The sequence below is a fragment of the Aquimarina algiphila genome (genome assembly GCF_947494415.1).
GTDB classification, from domain to species: Bacteria; Bacteroidota; Bacteroidia; order Flavobacteriales; family Flavobacteriaceae; genus Aquimarina; species Aquimarina algiphila.
The window spans coordinates 295,905-315,683 of the sequence record NZ_CANLVC010000010.1; the positions used below are offsets into that span (position 1 = coordinate 295,905).

General features: G+C 31.9%; 20 protein-coding genes. 17 read left to right on the plus strand and 3 right to left on the minus strand.

All coding sequences use genetic code 11. The annotated features are described in order from the left end of the window. Positions 1 to 33 precede the first annotated feature (33 nt). The 7 genes from PQF96_RS24855 to PQF96_RS24885 all read left to right on the plus strand — a co-directional run bounded on the left by PQF96_RS24855 (position 34) and on the right by PQF96_RS24885 (position 5,797). Positions 34 to 750, plus strand: a complete 717-nt coding sequence (locus PQF96_RS24855) for a PspA/IM30 family protein (protein WP_109434071.1) — start codon at positions 34 to 36, stop codon at positions 748 to 750. Positions 751 to 916: 166 nt separating this feature from the next. Beyond that, on the plus strand, positions 917 to 1,294 hold the full coding sequence (speD, locus tag PQF96_RS24860; protein ID WP_271769371.1) for an adenosylmethionine decarboxylase: 378 nt from the start codon (positions 917 to 919) through the stop codon (positions 1,292 to 1,294). Then, positions 1,284 to 2,078 carry an ion transporter gene (locus PQF96_RS24865; protein WP_109434069.1) on the plus strand — a complete coding sequence of 265 codons (795 nt, stop codon included), beginning with the start codon at positions 1,284 to 1,286 and terminating at the stop codon, positions 2,076 to 2,078. Before speD ends, PQF96_RS24865 begins: the two co-directional genes overlap by 11 nt. A gap of 5 nt (positions 2,079 to 2,083) precedes the next feature. After that, positions 2,084 to 2,617, plus strand: a complete 534-nt coding sequence (locus PQF96_RS24870; RefSeq protein WP_271769373.1) for a DUF4178 domain-containing protein — start codon at positions 2,084 to 2,086, stop codon at positions 2,615 to 2,617. Between the two features lie 10 nt (positions 2,618 to 2,627). Then, a complete protein-coding gene (locus tag PQF96_RS24875) occupies positions 2,628 to 3,332 on the plus strand; it encodes a hypothetical protein (RefSeq protein WP_160114008.1) in 705 nt (234 codons plus the stop codon). A 33-nt stretch (positions 3,333 to 3,365) separates the two neighbouring features. Beyond that, the gene (locus PQF96_RS24880; protein WP_109434066.1) at positions 3,366 to 4,235 is read left to right on the plus strand and encodes a DUF350 domain-containing protein; all 870 of its coding nucleotides are present in this window, start codon (positions 3,366 to 3,368) and stop codon (positions 4,233 to 4,235) included. Positions 4,236 to 4,258: 23 nt separating this feature from the next. Continuing rightward, positions 4,259 to 5,797 carry a polyamine aminopropyltransferase gene (locus PQF96_RS24885; protein WP_271769378.1) on the plus strand — a complete coding sequence of 513 codons (1,539 nt, stop codon included), beginning with the start codon at positions 4,259 to 4,261 and terminating at the stop codon, positions 5,795 to 5,797. Here the strand turns inward: PQF96_RS24885 and PQF96_RS24890 are convergent. Then, positions 5,794 to 7,311, minus strand: coding sequence for a flavin monoamine oxidase family protein (locus PQF96_RS24890; protein ID WP_271769381.1), 1,518 nt, complete (start codon positions 7,309 to 7,311; stop codon positions 5,794 to 5,796). The two genes, PQF96_RS24885 and PQF96_RS24890, sit on opposite strands and share 4 nt — an antisense overlap. 9 nt (positions 7,312 to 7,320) lie before the next feature. Beyond that, entirely contained in the window at positions 7,321 to 8,862 is a 1,542-nt protein-coding gene (locus PQF96_RS24895; protein ID WP_271769384.1) for a polyamine aminopropyltransferase, read from the minus strand. 481 nt (positions 8,863 to 9,343) lie between these two features. On the opposite strand from PQF96_RS24895, the gene PQF96_RS24900 reads away from it, so the two are divergent. From PQF96_RS24900 to PQF96_RS24915, 4 genes are all read left to right on the plus strand, one after another. After that, entirely contained in the window at positions 9,344 to 10,096 is a 753-nt protein-coding gene (locus tag PQF96_RS24900; RefSeq protein ID WP_271769387.1) for an SDR family oxidoreductase, read from the plus strand. Between the two features lie 77 nt (positions 10,097 to 10,173). Further along, positions 10,174 to 11,055, plus strand: coding sequence for a helix-turn-helix domain-containing protein (locus PQF96_RS24905; protein ID WP_271769389.1), 882 nt, complete (start codon positions 10,174 to 10,176; stop codon positions 11,053 to 11,055). A gap of 276 nt (positions 11,056 to 11,331) precedes the next feature. Then, positions 11,332 to 11,751 carry a RidA family protein gene (locus PQF96_RS24910; RefSeq protein ID WP_271769391.1) on the plus strand — a complete coding sequence of 140 codons (420 nt, stop codon included), beginning with the start codon at positions 11,332 to 11,334 and terminating at the stop codon, positions 11,749 to 11,751. Positions 11,752 to 11,785: 34 nt separating this feature from the next. Continuing rightward, positions 11,786 to 12,658 carry a sulfurtransferase gene (locus tag PQF96_RS24915; protein ID WP_271769394.1) on the plus strand — a complete coding sequence of 291 codons (873 nt, stop codon included), beginning with the start codon at positions 11,786 to 11,788 and terminating at the stop codon, positions 12,656 to 12,658. A gap of 106 nt (positions 12,659 to 12,764) precedes the next feature. Here PQF96_RS24915 and PQF96_RS24920 read toward each other — a convergent pair whose 3' ends face one another. Continuing rightward, positions 12,765 to 14,642 (minus strand): sulfatase family protein, encoded by a 1,878-nt coding sequence (locus PQF96_RS24920; protein WP_271769397.1) that lies wholly within the window; start codon positions 14,640 to 14,642, stop codon positions 12,765 to 12,767. Positions 14,643 to 14,996: 354 nt separating this feature from the next. Here PQF96_RS24920 and PQF96_RS24925 point away from each other — a divergent pair, with 354 nt between their 5' ends. From PQF96_RS24925 to PQF96_RS24950, 6 genes are all read left to right on the plus strand, one after another. Beyond that, positions 14,997 to 15,164 (plus strand): hypothetical protein, encoded by a 168-nt coding sequence (locus PQF96_RS24925; RefSeq protein WP_160114007.1) that lies wholly within the window; start codon positions 14,997 to 14,999, stop codon positions 15,162 to 15,164. Positions 15,165 to 15,270: 106 nt separating this feature from the next. Further along, positions 15,271 to 15,768: a DinB family protein gene (locus PQF96_RS24930; protein WP_271769400.1), complete on the plus strand. Its 498-nt coding sequence runs from the start codon at positions 15,271 to 15,273 to the stop codon at positions 15,766 to 15,768. Positions 15,769 to 15,855: 87 nt separating this feature from the next. Beyond that, positions 15,856 to 17,325: a cobyric acid synthase gene (locus PQF96_RS24935; RefSeq protein WP_271769403.1), complete on the plus strand. Its 1,470-nt coding sequence runs from the start codon at positions 15,856 to 15,858 to the stop codon at positions 17,323 to 17,325. Next, positions 17,322 to 18,341 (plus strand): pyridoxal phosphate-dependent aminotransferase, encoded by a 1,020-nt coding sequence (locus PQF96_RS24940; protein WP_271769406.1) that lies wholly within the window; start codon positions 17,322 to 17,324, stop codon positions 18,339 to 18,341. Before PQF96_RS24935 ends, PQF96_RS24940 begins: the two co-directional genes overlap by 4 nt. Continuing rightward, complete coding sequence (gene cbiB, locus PQF96_RS24945; RefSeq protein ID WP_271769409.1) at positions 18,326 to 19,255, plus strand: adenosylcobinamide-phosphate synthase CbiB; 930 nt, start codon at positions 18,326 to 18,328, stop codon at positions 19,253 to 19,255. Before PQF96_RS24940 ends, cbiB begins: the two co-directional genes overlap by 16 nt. Further along, positions 19,252 to 19,776 carry an AAA family ATPase gene (locus PQF96_RS24950; protein WP_271769412.1) on the plus strand — a complete coding sequence of 175 codons (525 nt, stop codon included), beginning with the start codon at positions 19,252 to 19,254 and terminating at the stop codon, positions 19,774 to 19,776. Before cbiB ends, PQF96_RS24950 begins: the two co-directional genes overlap by 4 nt. Positions 19,777 to 19,779 lie beyond the last annotated feature (3 nt).

Consider the following 19,779-nt stretch of genomic DNA (forward strand, 5'->3'; position numbering starts at 1 on the left):
GTGTTCATTGCATACCAATAAAATAGATGTTATATGAGTTTGTTTAAGAGATTATTTACTATAGGAAAAGCAGAAACAAATGCAATAGTCGATAAATTGGAAGATCCTATAAAAATGACAGAGCAAGGGATTCGAGATATGAAAAAAGATCTAGAAAATAGTCTAAAAGCTTTAGCAGAAGTTAAAGCACTAGAAATTAGATCTAAAAATGAAATTAGAAAAGATGCTCAAAGGGCTGAAGATTATGAAAAAAAGGCAATTTTGTTACTTAAAAAGGCGGCAGACGGTCAATTAGCATCGGATGAAGCTGATCGTTTGGCTAGTGAAGCATTACAAAAAAAAGCAGCATGTGAAGAGCATGTAGAAAGAACTTCAAAAGAACAGTTATTATTGAGCCAAAATGTTAGTAAGTTAGAAGGTAATGTAAAAGAATTAAGATCCAATATTAATTCTTGGGAAAACGAATTGAAAACTTTAAAGGCAAGGGTGAAAGTAGCGTCTGCTACCAAAAATCTAAATAAACAAATCTCTGAGATTGATTCTTCCAATACGATTTCTTTATTAGAAAAAATGAAAGAAAAGGTAGAACAAGAAGAAGCCTTATCTGACGCTTATGGAAGTATTGCTAATAAGGGAAAATCAATAGATGATGAAATAAATAGCGTACTACAGGATAGTACTAATGATAAGGTGTCGGATAATTTGGCTGAATTAAAAGCAAAAATAGCTTCAAAAAATAAGGATAACTAAAAAATAATGAAGCCAAAGACCTGTTGGTTTTTATTTACAGGTGTTACATATGAAGCGGTTTAGATTTGGTTAAAAAATCATTATTTTTCGCTAGAATAAAAAAATAAACCACTTCGTAATTAATTGTTGCTAGTAAGCTAACCTTTAAACTACTTTACTTACAAAAATGAATGGACTAGGATTACACATACTTATGGAGTTTTATGAATGTTCTGATACTATTCTTAATAAATTAGATGTATTAGAAGAATCTATGAATGAGGCAGCAAATGTTGCTGGCGCAACCATAATAAAATCAGTATTTCACCAATTTGCACCACAAGGAGTAACAGGAGTAGTTGTTGTAGCCGAAAGTCATTTGGCAATACATACTTGGCCAGAACACGGGTATGCTGCGGTAGATTTCTTTACTTGTAATACTGATATGGATTATCTTACATCGTATCAATTATTAGCCAAAGCATTAAATTCTAAAGTTCATAATTATAAAAGTGTAGAACGTGGTTTGATAAATAGTAACATAAAGCAACTAGATGAACTATAAAAGATTTAAAAAGCGTTCGTATGAGATTTTAGAAAAAGGAGCGCCTGATGATAAATGGAGTAGAAGAGTTGACCTATTTATTATTTCATTAATTTTTTTGAATGTAGTAGCCGTCGTTCTCGAATCTGTTAATTCATTAAAAAAAGATTACCAATCTGTCTTTGACACTATTGAGATTTTTTCTATTTGTGTTTTTACGGTCGAGTATGTTTTTAGAATATGGTCTATTACAGAAAAAAAAGAGCATTCGAAACCAGTAATGGGACGATTAAAATATTTATTTTCTTTTTATAGTATAATCGATTTAATTGCTGTGGTACCTGCTTACATTCCTTTGTTAATTACTGTCGATTCTAGAGTTATCAGAGGGGTAAGATTAGTTCGCTTATTTAGAATATTGAAACTATCAAGATATAACAGGGCTTTTAGTCACATTCGTACTGTAATTCGATCTAAAAAAGAAGAGTTAATAATTTCGCTTTTTGCGGTATTAACATTATTGGTAGTATCCTCAAGTCTAATGTATTTTGTAGAAAATAAGGCACAGCCTGAAGCTTTTTCAAGTATCCCAGCAACAATGTGGTGGGGAGTTGCTACACTTACAACGGTTGGTTATGGAGATGTATATCCAATTACGTCATTAGGTAAATTTATGGCAGGGATAATGGCCATTTTGGGGGTTGGACTATTTGCGTTGCCTGCAGGAATTTTAGCAAATGGATTTGGCGATACTTTGGAAAATAAAAATAAAACCTGCAAACATTGTGGTAAGAATGTAAATTAATTTATATGGGAATATTTGATTTTTTTAAGAAGGATAAAAGCGAAAGCATTGTAGATTTCACAGTGAATGATCTCAAAAAAGGATTTATGGTTGATTACTTCATAAAAACATGGGAAGTTAAATCTGTGTATTTATATGATTGGGGAAATAATTCTTATGCAAGAGAATGTTTTTTAGATTCTGGGGATGAATCCTTGTATCTTTATATTGAAGAAGATGATGAATTAATCTGTTCTGTTTGGAAAAAAATGGATCTATTAGACATTCAATCTAATATAATGGAAAGTATTATTGCTAATGATGATGCCCCTGGTACCATAAACTATAATAATAGTATTTTTACAAAAATAGATTCTAGTATGGGGCATTGTATAGAAGAAGGAGAGGAAGAAGAATATGACGAACTAATCAATTGGACATATCAGAATAGAGATACTAAAGAGTTGATCTCGATAAGTAGAGTTGGAGAAGAAGAATTCGAAGCTTCTCACGGGAGTTATGTAAAAGAATATGAGTTTTCCAATATTCTACCAAGATAAAATTAAAAGAATGAGCACATCAAATTTTGTAAAAGTAACAGTATTAGGATTCTTTATATTGAATTTTATAGCAGGTTGTAGCACAAAGAATTTTAAAAAAACACCATTAGATAATTATATCGTAGAAAATAGTAGTGAAGAAGAGTTCTCTGTAATTTTAGAGGATATGGATGTTGAAGGTACTTTTTTTAATACGTATATGCATAAATATAGAGTAATTAAGCATAAAGAAGATGATATGCCGTTTGAAGAGGTTTCTGATTGGGTTGAAGTAGACGAAAAATTCTTTACCAAACATGAAGATAATTTAGGAATGGTTATTTTAGAAAAACAAGGTCAGGGGAAGATTTCTAAAGCCGCGTCTCCTCCCGGATATCGATATGTAGGTGATGATAGATATGGTGAATGGAGAACACATAATGGTATTACTTTTTGGGGATTCTATGGGCGATACATGTTTATGAATCAAATGTTCGGCATGATTAATAGACCTGTATATCGACAAGACTATGATACGTATCGTGGTGGAGGGTATTATGGAAAAAGAAATTATTATGGCCCTAAAAAAGGGAATGGCCAACTCTATGGGACAAATTCTCAACAAACTAGAAAAGAAAAACCTAATTTTTTCAGGCGCAGAGCTTCCAAATCAGGTTGGTCCTCCTCAAGGAATAGATCAGGGAGTAGATCTAGAAGTACAGGTTTTGGTAAATAATCTTTTTATAACAAGTTATTAATTCAAGAAGATATGCAGTTTAATTTTTTAGAAACTATAGATAATTTGGTTACGGCATTAATCTATTTATTTGTAAGTTTTGCCTTGTTTTTAGTTGGTAAAAAAGTATATCAACTCTTACATAAGAGTGTTAATATTGATCAAGAATTAGTAGAAAAAGATAATCTGGCATTTTCATTCGCTAATGTTGGCTATTATATAGGGCTGGTTATTGTAATATCTGCAGTTTATTCTGGTGATGGGATTGGCCATATCATAGATGATCTTATTGAAGTTGGAATCTATGGCTTATTATCTATTGTTTTACTCAATATATCTATTTTGATTTCTGATAAACTGATATTAAGAAAGTTTTCAATTAAGAAAGAAATTATAGAAGATCAGAATATAGGAGTAGGTGTCTTAGAAGCTGCTATATGCATTGCTAATAGCTTAGTGATTTATGGGGTTATTACCGAAAATCAAGATAGTTTTATCGAAATTTTAATAATGTGGGGTATTTCACAATTTGTGTTAGCACTAGTAAGTCTGGTATATAATAAGATAACACCATATGATATTCATGAACATATCAAAAATGACAATGTAGCTGTGGGGATAGGGTTTTCTGGAGCCATAATAGCTGTTGCTAATCTCATACGTTTTGGAGCGCAGATGGAAGCAGATAGTTGGATTATAGTTGGTGAAAATTTCTTACTTGAAACCGGTATAGGTCTGTTATTACTGCCTCTGGCAAGATTTTTAACCGATAAAATATTATTACCCAAAAGAAGGCTTACTGATGAGATTATAAATCAAAAAAAACCTAATAATGGAGCTGCCGTTATCGAAGCCTTTTCATATATCGGTGGATCGATACTTATCTGTTTAAGCTTTTCATAAAAGCTTCACTTTTTAATATTCCGATGGTTAAAATAAATAAGGGTTTTTGGCTTAAGATTGCCATTTTTGCGACTGGAATTTCTGGATTGACTTCAGAATTTATATTGTCCACATTAGCTTCTTATTTTATAGGAAATGTAATAGTGCAATGGACTGTTGTATTATCCATAATGCTATTTGCCATGGGAATCGGTAGTCGAATGAGTCGGCTGATAACCAAAAAGATATTGCTCACGTTTCTTGGTATAGAATTTTTATTATCAATTTTAATTAGTTTTTCACCACTATTAGTATATGCAATAGCTTCCAAAACAGAGTTTATACATATTATTATCTATGGGCTAGCATTGTTAGTAGGTTTTTGTATAGGGTTCGAAATTCCTTTAGCAACGCGATTAAATGAAACTTATGAACCTTTAAATAAAAATATTTCCAATATTATGTCCTGGGATTATATTGGAAGCCTTATTGGAGGCTTGTTATTTGCATTTTGGGGTTTGCCAGAATTGGGAATTACGAACACCGCATTTGTTTTTGGAGCTCTTAATTTTGTAGTAGCCATACTCTTATTTCTTAACTATCGAAACACATTATTCAAAGAAAAAAAATGGATAATTACCAGTATACTAGCATTGGTTTCTTTACTAAGTATAGGGTTTATAAAGTCAGAAGACATAGTTTTATATAGTGAGCAATCTAGATATAAAGATAAGATAGTCTATCAGGAACAGTCTAAATATCAACACATTACTGTTACACAATGGAAAGAACATTATTGGTTGTACATTAATGGGAATCAACAATTAAGCACTTTTGATGAGTTTCTATACCATGAACCGATGGTACACCCTATTATGGCGCTTACTCCAGAGCATAAAAATATCTTGATAATAGGAGGAGGAGATGGTTTTAATGTAAAAGAACTATTAAAATATGAAGATGTCCAAACCATCACATTAGTGGATTTAGATCCAGCCATGACACGCTTGGGTAAAGAATTTGAAGGGATTGTGAAATATAATGAATCAGCATTAAGTGATCCTAAAGTAACCATTGTTAATGGGGATGGGTTTACTTTTTTAGAAAAAAACGAAGCTTTTTACGACATTATTCTGGTTGATTTACCAGATGCAAAAACCATTGAAATTAATAAGCTTTATTCCTTAGAGTTTTATCATCTGATACATCATGCACTACGACAAAATGGTCATATAATTACGCAGGCAGGTAGTCCATATTATGCAACAAAAGCATTTTACTGCATTGATAAAACTATGAAAGCTGCAGGATTTACAAACTTGCAAATGCATAATCAGGTATTGACTTTGGGAGAGTGGGGTTGGATCTTAGGGAGTAAAAAATATACCAAAGAACAAATGATAAAGAGATTAAAACAAACCTCTTATGAAAGACTTAATAATAAATGGCTAAATAAAGAATCGATAGATTTAATCACTTCTTTTGGTAAACCCCTCATAGATACAACCAAGATCGAAATTAATACAATTAATTCACCAATGCTTTATAAATATTATTTAGATGGTAATTGGGATATGTATTAGATAAAAGCAGTATTAACCATTTTTGCAGCCTGTATCCCAGAATCCATAGCATCAAATAAAAGAGGCAAACGTCCAGTATCTGATCCTGCAAAGGCAAGACCATCTGTTAATAGAGTTCTGGATTTAGTTAAATATCCAGGTTTAGGAAGTGGCATAGCATGTCCTAACAGCTTGACGTATACTTCTTTTACAGCAATGATGATGTCTTTTTTGTAATAGGTAGACATCTTTTGTATTGTTTCATATACTATAGTATCATAAGAAGTTTCGATATTTTGGACACTATAATGATGCATGTCAGGAAAACAGTAATATGCCGTAAGTACACGCTCCTGTTTTTGATTCTGAATTTTGGAATCAGTAAAACCTAAAAAGGTAGTGTCTGTAGAGATAAAATCATTTTGCCATTTACTATTAGGTAGTGTAATTGTCTCATTAAGCACCACATTAATAATTACCCAAGGTGTATAAGAAATATCCTTAAATTGAAGATGAGATTTGGGATGAATGTATTTTAGGGCATGTTTTTGCCCTCCATAAATCACAGTATTAGCAACTACCCTTTTTCTAATCATATTCTTGGTGTCTAATATGTCAACATGCCATTTATTGATTTCTTTTTTCATTCCAAAAACTAAATGATCACATTGTATATTATCAGAAGGAAGTTGATTCGCCATTTTTTCTATAAAATAGTAGTTTCCTTGTGTTGGTGAGAATACCTTGATATTCTTATTGGTGTAATATGGTCTACATGTATAATAATGAATCCCAGCTAAAGCCGAAACTTGTTTAGAAGTACCTCCATAATCATCCAGCATCTGATAATCTATAGCATTAATAAACGAACTGTCAATAGGTAAGTATTTATTTAGATAATCGTAGAATGTAATACGATCAAGGTCATAAAATTCTGAAGAAATCGAAGTACTTGGTAAGAGAAATTTTCCCTTTAAGTCTTGTAATAAAGAAAAGAAGTTTTTACGTAAATCAGAGTTTAGTAATACAGAAGTTTTCATTTCCCCGTGCATATAACAAGCTTCTTCTTGATCAGAATCAATAAGGTATTGTCTGTCGATAAAATCCCACAAATTGGTATGTGAATTGAATCGTATTATATTTAATTTCTCTAGTAATTTTAATCCTTCCTGTCCATAATTATGTAAATAGGTGTGTTCATAATGTGCGCCTTGCGAATACAATACATTATTAATAGATAAAGCGCTAGAAGTGCCTCCCAAATTCGAATTTAACTCACAAACTAAGAAATCATTTGATGGTAACGAGCAGGCCGCAGCGAGTCCAGAGATTCCTCCACCTACAATAAGTGTTTCTGTGGTCAAAGTAGAATTTATAGGCAGTTGAATTGCAGATTTAACAAGATGTCCTGTAGCGCTATTAGAATCAATATGAATAGGGAAATTAGGTTTAGATATAGCTTCTCTGTTCCATTTTTTACAAGCCGTAATGGTTATTAATCCTCCGCTAAGGTATAAAAATTGACGTCTATCCATCGATGTGTGTTATAAAAATTTGGCCCATGTACCATCTAAATAATATTTATAGAGCACAGGATTACGTATTGTATTTATCTCTACACTGTCTATTTTGATTAAATCTCTACCAAAGGAAGTCATTAAATTCATAGATTCATTGGTAATCCATTCTACTTCTATATCCTCAAAATTCATATCCAAAAGACGTTCTTTGAGTTCACCTTTGCTTTCTTGTTTAGATCCGATCACCCAACCCCATTCTCCAAAAGAATATACATGATTGCGAATAGGAAATGCTGTAAAACCCGAAGCACTTATTGTTTTTTCGATCGATCGAAAAGCTTTTGTAGTATAATAAGGGCTAACTGCCTGTGTAATTATATGTCCAAAAGGTCTAAGCCTGCGATGACAAAGTCGATAAAACTCTTTAGTATATACTCTGTTTAAATCAATACTTTTAGGATCAGGAAAATCCAGAATCATCACGTCATAGAATGCAGTAGTATTTTCCAAAAATTGAAACGCATCTTGATTCACTACTTTTACTTTTGGATCATAGTATGCACTATCATTCATCGTGGTGAAGATTTCATTTGATTTTCCGATTTTTGTCATTTCAGGATCAATATCTACCAATGTAATTTGTTCTACATCCTTATATTTTAATACTTCTCTTATTGCGCAGCCATCACCAGCTCCAAGAATCAGTACATTACGGGGATCCTTGGTTAGTTTCATAACAGGATGCACTAGTGGTTCGTGGTATAGAAACTCATCAAAAGTACAGAGTTGTTTACTTGAGTTTAGGTACAACCAATAATGTTCTTTCCATTGTGTAATGGTGATTTTTTGATAACGTGTTTGCTTAGAGAATACTACTTTGTCATTGTATCTTTTTTGTTCTCCATACAATACAATCTCGTCTGCATTATAACTTAAAAATAGAATGGTACATAATATGACAGGAATGGTAATAGTAAAAGGTATGCGATAAGATATGTCTATATATTTTTTGAGTCGTATAAAAAGAGCAATAGCTACCAAAAAATTAATCCCACCAAGAATAAAAGGCGTATGGGTTAAACCCAAAAAAGGTAAACCAACAAAAACAAAAAATAAACCACCGATGAGACTACCATAGTAATCATTTTCCATAACACCAGCAATATTAGTTCTCAACTCTTCATTGTCCTCATTAATACGAGTTACTAACGGAATTTCCATACCGATTAATAGTCCAATAGCAATACTAAAACTATAGATGACTACTCCAATATTTTCTGTAATTCCCATCAAGAAATACGTAGTGAGTGCAGCTGTAGATGTAAGTAGTGATAATAAAAACTCAGCGATCAAAAATTTTTCTAAAATTTTTGTTGTAAAAAGTGTACTTAACCGACTTCCTACTCCCATAGAAAACAACATAATCGAGAGTATCATCGTCCATTGAAAAACTGAATCCCCAAGAAAATAAGTGGCTAGAGTAGATAAAATGTACTCTGCTACGATTCCAGAAAGTCCTGTAGCAAATAGAGCAAGTTTGAGAATTCTAGATTTTTTTTGTGACAAGTGTTATACATTAATAGGTTTACAATGGTGTTCGTGTAATCTTTCCAAAATTACATAGAAAAAAATGAAAAGAGAGAATAGGATTGTAATTAACTTATTTCATACATATGAGTGCAAAAATGACATTGTGAGATAACATAATAATGTTTAGTGAGTAAGTATAGGTTAGATATCTTAACGTTGGTTTTTTGTTAGCAGAAATAACCGCATTTCCTTAGGGTAGTGAGCGTCCGAAAAAACAATGTATTCAAAATTGAGGCAGTAATAATTTCGATCATACATTTTGACTTTAACTTCATTTGACAGTAAATAATCTGATTATTAAAAGACGTAGCATGATCATTAGCTACTCAAGCTAACGTTAGAACTAAATTATATCCTAGATTTATAGTGAGTAATTTGTTTCAGTACTTCCTTTTTATGTTTTAGTCTTTTTTTAGATTCTGAATCTACTTTTGTAATCAATTTAAAAGATATTAATATGGAATTATCTAAAAATATAAAAGACAAAGTTGTTGTCATAACAGGTGCTAGTAGTGGGTTAGGAGAGTCTACAGCACGTCACCTTGCTGCTTTAGGTGCTAATGTTGTATTAGGAGCTCGTAGAGAAGCTTCATTAAAAACGATTTCAGAAGAAATAAATGCCGAAGAAAGAGGTGAAGCTGTTTATTTAAAAACCGATGTTACCAAAAATGATGAAGTACAGAATTTAATTAATAAAGCCATGGATACTTTTGGTAAAATTGATGTTTTAGTGAACAATGCAGGTCTAATGTCTATTGCTCCAATGAGTGAGGTAAAAGTTGAAGAATGGGATAGAATGATTGATATTAATATTAAAGGAGTACTTTATGGAATTGCAGCTGCATTACCTGTATTTCAAAGGCAAAACTCAGGGCATTTCATTAACATTGCATCGGTTGCAGGAATTAAAGTATTTAGCCCAGGAGGAACAGTATATAGCGGAACAAAATTTGCCGTAAGAGCTATTAGCGAAGGGTTACGGCATGAGGTAGGAGGAGCTATAAGGACCACTACTATTGAGCCTGGAGCTGTTGATTCTGAATTAAAACATGGGAGCTCTCATAAAGAAAGTGTTGATAACCTTAATGCATTTTATGATATAGCCATTCCTTCAGAATCAGTAGCCAGAGCAATTGCATATGCAATAGAACAACCTGCCGATGTTGATATTAATGAAATAGTACTTCGTCCTACAGTGCAAGATTTTTAATAATTTCATATAGTTAATTTACCATAAATCTGGCAACATTTATTTTACTAGATTTATGGTTCATTTTATTTCGTTTTATGATCCCACATTTTAATAGTATAAAAGGTTTTAACCGGTATCTTAATCTAAAGAGTCCTAAAAAAGACCTCATAGATGTGGTTAAATATGATGACTATGATGATTTAAAATTAGAGTCTGCTGGGATTACTTTTGACTATTATATGATTGCGTTTAAACGTAACATGAGTGATTTGCGTTGGTACGGAAATACAGAATATGATGAGAATTCTGGTTTCTTATATTTTTTAAGTCCAAACCAGCGTATTGAATGGAAATCCAAAAATCAATGGAGTGGTTATCATATTATGATTTCTCCCATATTGCTTCAAGAATTTAATATTGATTTTAACTTTTTTAAGTATCAAATTTCAGAAGCACTTTTCCTTACAGAAGAGGAACAAATGAGAGTAGAAACATTGTTTGAGCAAATAAACGATGAATATCTAAAAGATGATTATTCGATGGATTTATTAATGGCCTATTGTAATCTGTTTTTTACCTATGTACAAAAATGTTATCATAGACAATTTAATAGCAGGCAACCATTACATAATAAATTAGTGGTAGAATTTAAAAAACTGTTGAATACTTATTACTTAGATAATCCAAATCAACTTCCTTCAGTAAATTATTTTGCCGAAAACCTGAATTTGTCACCTAATTATTTTAGTGATTTAATAAAATATCATACCGGAAAAACTACCATTGAAATCATTCATGAAAAGACAATATCAATTGCTAAAAAAGATTTAAAATCTACAAATAAACCTATTTCAGAGATAGGGTATAGTTTAGGGTTTGAGTACCCTACATATTTTAGCAGATTGTTTAAAAAATTTACAGGAAAGACACCAACCGAATTTCGAGAAATAAATACTTCAGGTAACAAAAGTATATAGAGCATAGCTAATTAGATTAAGAAGTACGACAATACAAAAAAAATGGCATGTGATCCAACAAAAATAGTTTGACATTCATTGGGTTATCTATGTTTTTTGGGAAACAGAATTTGAGGTAATAACCACAGGAGGTAAATGATATTAGAAGAATCAATAAAACCTAATTGTACCAGATAAGTATCCTTTTATCCATTCTTTAAAATGTACAACCGATATATTTTTGTATGACCTTCATCTTTGCAATTTAATTTTTAAAAACCTTAAAAAATAGAAAAAATGACACAGAAAATAGTAACAATAGATCAACCAGAATATTATCAGCGCAGATCACAAAAAACCGAAAATGGTTTTGGATACTCATTCGCGGTAAAAATAGGAAACCTTATTAAAGCTTCGGGAGCAGTAAGTATGGATGAAGAAGGAAAACCAACTGCTGTTGGGGATTATACACAACAAATGAAAAATTGTTATGCAGATATTGAGAAAATGCTAACGCACTATGGTTGTACTTTTGACGATGTTATTGTAGAAAACATTTACACTACAAACATGTCTCTATTTTTAGAAAATCTAGAGTATCGAAAATCGTTATATAAAGAAAATCGCTACCCAAAATCAACTTGGCTGGGTGTTAAAGAATTAGCAATGCCAGAACTTATGATCGAAATTGAAGTAGAGGTATATAAACCACAATAGTAAATGTTTTGACTATTGATAAACGTATAATATTATGACACAAAAAAAATCAAATACAGTTAAAGAAGGTAATTTTTTATCCCCTCTTATATCTGCTAAAGAACTCAATGATATCTTGGGTACAGCTAATGTCAAAGTCTTTGATGTTAGAGGCACTTGGGGAGACAATCCCAGATCACTATATAATGACTATAAAGAAGGGCATATTCCTACCTCAACTTTTCTGGATTGGAGAAAAGAATTTATAGAGCAAGATATAGTGCCAAATTTGGCACAAGTAGCATCATTCGAAGAAGTGAAACAATCCTTTAAGAATTTGGGGATTAATAAAGAAGATACGGTAATACTTTATGATGATGATTACCATATGTTTGCCGGCAGAATTTGGTGGGCTATGCAATATTGGGGCTTTGATAATGTGCGTGTTCTTAATGGAGGACTCAAATATTGGCAATCACAAGATTTACCAATCTCTCAAGAAATTCCTGAAATCTCAATAGGTACATTTGAACCCATGTGTCAAGAGCATTTGAGAATAACTCTGGAAGATTTTTTGATCAAAAAACACAATGCTTGTGTTTTAGATGGTCGCGGTATAGTGGGGTATAATGGCAAACCAGAAGACCCTAGAACGGGTCATATTCCTGGTGCAAACAGTGTTCCTTACAATGTAATTGTAGATAAAAAAACCGGACTTTTTCTAGAAAAAGAGGCAATGATTACATTATTTGATGACACTGTACCAAACTGGCGTACTCAAAAAATCATATCTTCTTGTGGAGCAGGTTATTCTGGAACTGTTGCAATGTTGGCTTTGGCTAGTTTAGGTATTCAATCCAGTTTGTTTGATGGGTCGTTCTCTATATGGAAACTAGATCCAAATCGTCCTGTAGAACAATTCTTTTAAGCCATATATAAAATGAAAAGAATAACCCTCATAATATTATTAATTATGTCCTATACAACAGATACCTTAGCGCAAACATCAGATTTTGGATAGATAAAAATTAAGACTATAAAATATTTAAGAATTCTAGTCTACTTTTAATATCTCTGTTCTTTATAAGATTTGCTGAAATATTGTTAAGTTGTAATTCAAATTTATAGTTGTACTTATTGGATTGCATCAATACAATCGAATTCAATATTAATAGTGCCTCTGCAGGTTTTTTAGAATTGTATAATGCAGTAGTCATAATAGCTGAAGGATCTTCACGCTTTGTTATACCCAAATATTCGGCAGCCCGAACACGATTTAAATTTTCTGGATCATTATGAGCAATAGCTTGTATTATAGACTCCAAAGATTTAGCATCTTCTCTAAAGTTGCTGCATGTAATTAATCCCCAGTATCTTTCCCAAGGGTCCTCAGAAGTTAAGCTGGTAATGACCTGTTGTTTTACATTTTTAAATTTTGATAAGCATAAGTTCGAAATATCTATATATTTATGGATTTGATCGATATGTAATCTCCCATATTCGACTGGGTTATCAATAGCATTTTCGATTAAAAAATGTTCTGGAAAAAAAGACAAGTCAGGCATTTGTTTTACCCATTTGTTTAATCGTTGACGCATATCATTAGAAATATCATGATATTTTGGATCATCAATAAGATTTTTAGTTTCGAATGGATCAGATTCTACGTCAAAAAGCATTTCTGGCTCACGATCTTTGAAGAAAGCAGATTGTATGTCATTTAATTTGCCTTCTTCATATAAGGATTGCCATTCTTGATAAGCTAATTGTTTGTATCGATAATTATTCATAATACCATCATAATTAAAAGGCTGATAGTTTTTGATATATTTAAATTTTCCTTTACGAATGGCACGTATCTGATCATATTTTTCATCAAATCGATCGGCATAACTAAATGTTTCATCTCTAGTGTCGACTTCCTCAAGGTCAATATTCTCTCCCAAAAATGCTTTTCCATCTAATCCCTCCGGAATCTGAGCTCCTGCTAAATTCAATACAGTTGGAGCTAAGTCAACAAAGCTTACCATCCCTTTAATCACACTTCTTTTTTTAACATTCCCTAAGTGTTCGTATTTTTTAGGAACATAAATTACAAGAGGTACATGTAGTCCTGTTTCATATAGATACCCTTTACTTCCGGGTAAAATTCCTCCATGATCTCCAAAATAAAATATAAATGTGTTTTCAAGTAAATCATCTTTTTTAAGTTCGTTAATTACCTCACCTACTTTAGCATCCATCTCTTGAATCTTATCGCGATAAAGAGCATTTGAATATCTAAAAATTTTAGTATCAGGATGATTGGGTTGTACTTTGAAAGAATTCTCGTCTGTTTTAGTCGGATTTGATTCCATTTCCTTCTTTGTAAAATGTAATTCTCCTTCATGAGTATCATGAATATTAAAGACATGAAAAAATGGTTGTCCTTCTGATCGATTTCTCCATGATGCTTTTCTAGAGGACTCATCCCAGACATTATCCCCTTTAATTATATTGTAATCTTCTTTACTATTATTGGTAGTATAATAACCTGCTTCACGTAAATAAGCTGGAAACATCATTATTGAATCAGGCATAGGAACTGTTGCTATTTTTCTATGATATTGAGCAGCTATTTTTGGGCCATAAATCCCCGAAATTATCGCAGAACGAGCAACGCTACAAACTGGGGCGTTTGAAAATGCCCGATGAAAAACTATACCATGCTCTGCAAGTGATTCAATATTAGGAGTCGAAATTCCATTATCATCAAACATCTTTAGATAATGTTTTGAATTATCCTCAGAAGTTATCCAAACGATGTTTGGTTTTTCAATCCTGTTTTTATCCTGACTACATGAAGAAGCAGGAGCTAACAAAATAATAGTTAGAATTGAAATTATAGATAGCTCTTGAATATATTTTATCATGTGAAAATTGATTGTAGTAGCTAATGTAAGAAATATAGAATAGGAGATTGACCTTTTTTAGATTTGATAATGAGCTCAATATAAATGCTTTTGATCTTTTTACTTCTAGATTTTTAAAAATAAAAGATAACTCTAGAACAAATATTGACTCATCATAAACAAATAAATATCAGGAAGTATGGAATAAGTATTTCTGTATGATACCTGTTTTCTTTGTCTATATATTTATGTTAAATAAGAAGTAGAATCTGAAAAAATCATAGAATAAAGAAGAGTATATATTAAAGTTTAATAATGAGGAGTTTTCTGAAAATCCTGTGTAATAGAGTAAGAGGTAATTAAATTAGAAATAAGATGAAAAATAAAAAAAAGATCGGTTTGAGTCTTAAAAAAATTCAGATTTCAAAATTAGAAAGTAGCACTATTAATGGTGGTAGAGCAGCATTATTTTGTACAAATGATTATGGTACTTGTGATGATTGTCAAACAGATTATAGGAGTTGTACTGATCATGTTAAGTAGAATATGGTATAAATATCGATAACAAAAGAGATCGTCTTATAGCCATTGAGTCGATCTCTTTTATTTTGCCCTTCAGTAGTCATTTTGTTTTAAAATACATAGTATCATGATACTTTTACCGAGTAAAGAATACGACATTCATATTGGAATGCTAGTTTCCCAGATGAACCATACCAGAGATGTTACTTTGCGAATAGTGAAAAATTTAACACCCAAAGAATTAGACTTTTATGTAGATGATAAGAGTAATAGCATTGGGATGTTGTTATTTCATATTGCTGGCTCAGAATTCTATTATCAAAGACCTCTTTTTTATGATAGATTAATCAATGCTCAAGAAGAAGAAAGACATAAAGATGCAGCCCCAGAATATATGAATACACGAAAAATTCATAGCAATGATTTAGAATATTATTTATCAGAGTTATATGAAGTGAGACAACATACTTTGGAAAACCTTAAAAACTATGATGACAATTGGGTCTTTACTCGTAATCAACATATACCGATCCTAAATAATTACTATATGATAAAACATTTTGTAGATGATGAAATTAGTCATCTAGGGCAAATAAAATGGATTATGAAAAGATGCCAGATATAATTAATTTAAATATAAAGGTATTCTGCTTAGACCACAAAAATCAAATTATTTACCTAATTTTGGGATCAATTCACCGAGTAAATAAGCATGAAAAAATCACGCCCTATTATGTTCGTAGGCACGGGCTCTGATGTTGGAAAAAGTATGTTGGTTACGGGTATCTGTAGACTCTTAAAACAAAGAGGTTATACTCCAGCTCCTTTCAAAGCACAAAATATGTCGCTTAATAGCTTTGTAACTCCAGATGGACTGGAGATCGGAAGAGCGCAGGCAGTGCAAGCCGAAGCTTGTAATATTGATTGTTCTACAGACATGAACCCTATCCTGTTAAAACCTTCTGGCGCAAATAAATCTCAGGTAGTATTACATGGTAAACCTATTGGTGATCAAACCATAAAGGACTATTTTTTAGGAAATAATAAAACACATTTGTTTGAAGAGGCTAAGACTGCATTTTTTCGATTGCAAGAAAGATATAGCCCAATTGTTTTAGAAGGGGCTGGAAGTATTAGTGAACTCAATTTAAAACATCGGGATATTGTCAATATGAGGATGGCACAAGCCGCAAATGCAGATGTATACTTGATAGCAGATATTGATAGAGGAGGTGTTTTTGCAAGTGTATATGGATCTATAGCTTTGCTAGAACCTTGGGAAAAGAAATTGATAAAAGGAATTATCATTAATAAGTTTAGAGGTGATATTTCTTTATTTGAAGAAGGAAAAAATATGCTGGAAAAACTTACCGGAATTCCTGTGTTAGGAATCGTGCCTTACGCACAAGATATTTATATTGAAGAAGAAGATTCTGTGGGGTTACAAAAAAAGAAGAACACTGCTGCTAGTGGAAGTATTAATATAGCAATCGTATTACTTCCTTATATCTCTAACTATACTGATTTTAATGTGTTAGAAAAAGATCCAAGAACGCATTTGTTTTATTCTAATGATCCTAAAAGTATTGCAGAAGCAGATGTTATTATACTTCCGGGAAGTAAAAATACTATTCAGGATCTTTTATTTCTTAGAGAAAAGGGAATTGCAGAAGTGATTTTGAAAGCTCATGAATCCCAAAAAATAATTATCGGTATTTGCGGAGGGTATCAGATGTTAGGAAATCGTATAGATGATCCTTTAGGAGTAGAAAGTGATGTAAAGACGCTTCCAGGGCTTGGGATTATACCCATTATAACCAAATTGACTGCAGAAAAAACGACTACACAATGTAGTTTCAAGTTCAAAGAATATCCAGAAATATGTACAGGATATGAGATTCATATGGGAGAAACTACTTTTGAACATACAGCACCTTTAAATCAAATAGGAGAACAGACTGAAGGATATCGACAGAAAAATTGTTGGGGTACTTATATTCATGGTATTTTGGATAATGCTGTTGTGATAGAAGATATATTGAGAAATTTCTCTTCAGAAAAATCAGAAACAAATTTTAATTACAAAGCGTATAAAGAAGAGAATTATGATAAGCTCGCTAATTTATTAGAAAAGCACATAAACATAGAAGCTATAATCTTAGAAATGCAGTTAACATCATGATCTACGGACACGGCGATGATGGATATCGATATGCAACAGATTTTAAAGCTAATTTTAGTTCTAATGTTTGGTATGAAAGAACTTCTGAGAAACTCTTATCTCATCTTAGAGAACATCTGCCCGCGATAGCAAATTATCCAACTCCTAATGCAGATGAATTGGCAGAGAAAATAGCATCACATCATCAGTTGAAACCGGATAACATATTAATTACGAATGGAGCAACAGAAGCGTTCTATTTAATTGCTACTTTATTTTATGATAAGAAAGCAGCAATAGGCGTTCCCACATTCTCTGAATATGAAGATGCCTGTGCAAGGAACAAAATGCATCTTCGGTATTATAAACGAGTAGATCTACAGTACACAAATTTTGAAGACGATTTAGTGTTTGCTTGTAATCCGAATAATCCAGATGGTTTTAGTACTACAATTTTAGAAATACGAGCATTATTAATCAAATATCCTGATACAATATTTGTAATCGATGAAGCATATATAGATTTTACTGTTCAGATTACTTCTTGCATTCCTTTATTAGAAGAATTTGATAATCTTATTATCGTAAAATCGTTGACCAAATTGTTCTCTATACCGGGGTTAAGATTAGGGTATATCGTATGTAATCCAGAAACAAAAAATAGACTTCAACACTCTAAAATGCCATGGAGTGTTAATGCAATGGCGATAGAAGCTGGTAAATATATCTTTGATAATTACGACACAATATACCCAAATATGGAGATACTCCTAACATATAGTAAAACCTTGCAAAAACAAATTGACTCCCTAAATCATTTTACGGTTATACCTTCAGAAACAAATTATTTTTTAGTACAACTAAAAACACCAGATGCTGCAAAATTGAAAGATTATTTAGCATATACTCATCAATTATTAATAAGAGATGCTTCAAATTTTAGAGGTTTGGATAAGCATTATATTCGAATTGCAAGTCAAGATTCTAAAAAGAATGAACTACTGATTAATGCTTTGAAAGAATGGAGTATACATTAATAATAGTTCCTTTAATCATTGGATACGTGCTTGATTTAATACTTGGAGATCCAAGATGGCTTCCGCATCCAATACGGTTATTTGGAAACACTATTGCGATCGGAGAAAAAAAAATGAATACAGGCTCCTTTATTTTTGTCAAAGGAATGTTACTTACATTATTATTAGTAAGTATTGTATTACTTTTTTTTTATACGGCTCAAAAATTGTTGCAACTTTTTCCGATAGGGTATTATATTTTCACCTCCGTATTTGTGTTTTTTGCTCTGGCAAATAAGAGTTTGATCGATGAAGGAAAAGCAGTTTTTAAAGCCTTAAAACAAGGGGTAAATCAAGGTCGAAAACGATTATCCTGGATAGTAGGACGAGAGACAGATCAGTTAAATGAACAACAAATAAAAACAGCCGTTTTTGAAACGATGTCAGAAAACCTTAGCGATGGTGTTATTGCACCACTTTTTTATTATGCGTTGTTTGGAATTTCTGGGGCTATGGGGTATAAAATGATTAATACATTAGATTCTATGATTGGATATAAAAGTGAACGCTATATCAATTTTGGAAAATTTGCGGCTAAGTTGGATGATGTTGTTAACTATCTACCTGCTAGAATCACTGCAATTTTAATGCTAGTGGTAACTGCTAAACTTCATAAGATTCCTTTTGTGCTTAAATATGGGAAACAACATGCAAGTCCAAATGCAGGATATCCAGAAGCCGCATTGGCAGCAATTCTGGATTGTAAATTTGGAGGACCAAACTATTATCATAAAAAACTGGTAAATAAACCTTATATAGGAACAAATGATAGAATGATAGAAGATCGTGAGATAAAAGCTGTAGCAGAAATTAACCAAAAAGTAACTTTTGTTTTTGTTGCAATAATTTGTAGCATATATTTTTTCTTACCATGAACAGAAGATATATCATAACTGGAGCTCCTGGTACAGGAAAGACAAGTTTAATTAATGAGCTACAAAAAAATGGATATTTGTGTTATGAAGAAATATCAAGGAAAATAATCAAAGAACAACAACAAATAGGAAAAAATAAAACCCCTTGGGGAGATCTTTCTGGTTTTGTAGATTTAGTATATCAACAGACAATAAAAGAGTTACAAAACCCTGTTAATCAAACTACTTTTGTGGATCGGGGATTACCTGATACTATTGCTTATTTAAAAACAAAACTCTGTTCCACTCCACAATATCTGTTAGATTTTCCTTATACAACATATTACGCTAGTACTGTATTTCTGGCACCACCTTGGGGAGAAATTTATATTAATGATCCTCAACGTCCTCAATCTAGAGAAGAATCAATACAAATCCATAAACATCTTATAGAAATCTATGAAGAATTACACTTTAATATAGAAATCTTACCAAAAACAACTTTAACACAACGTGTTGATTTTATAAGATCAATTATTTAAACA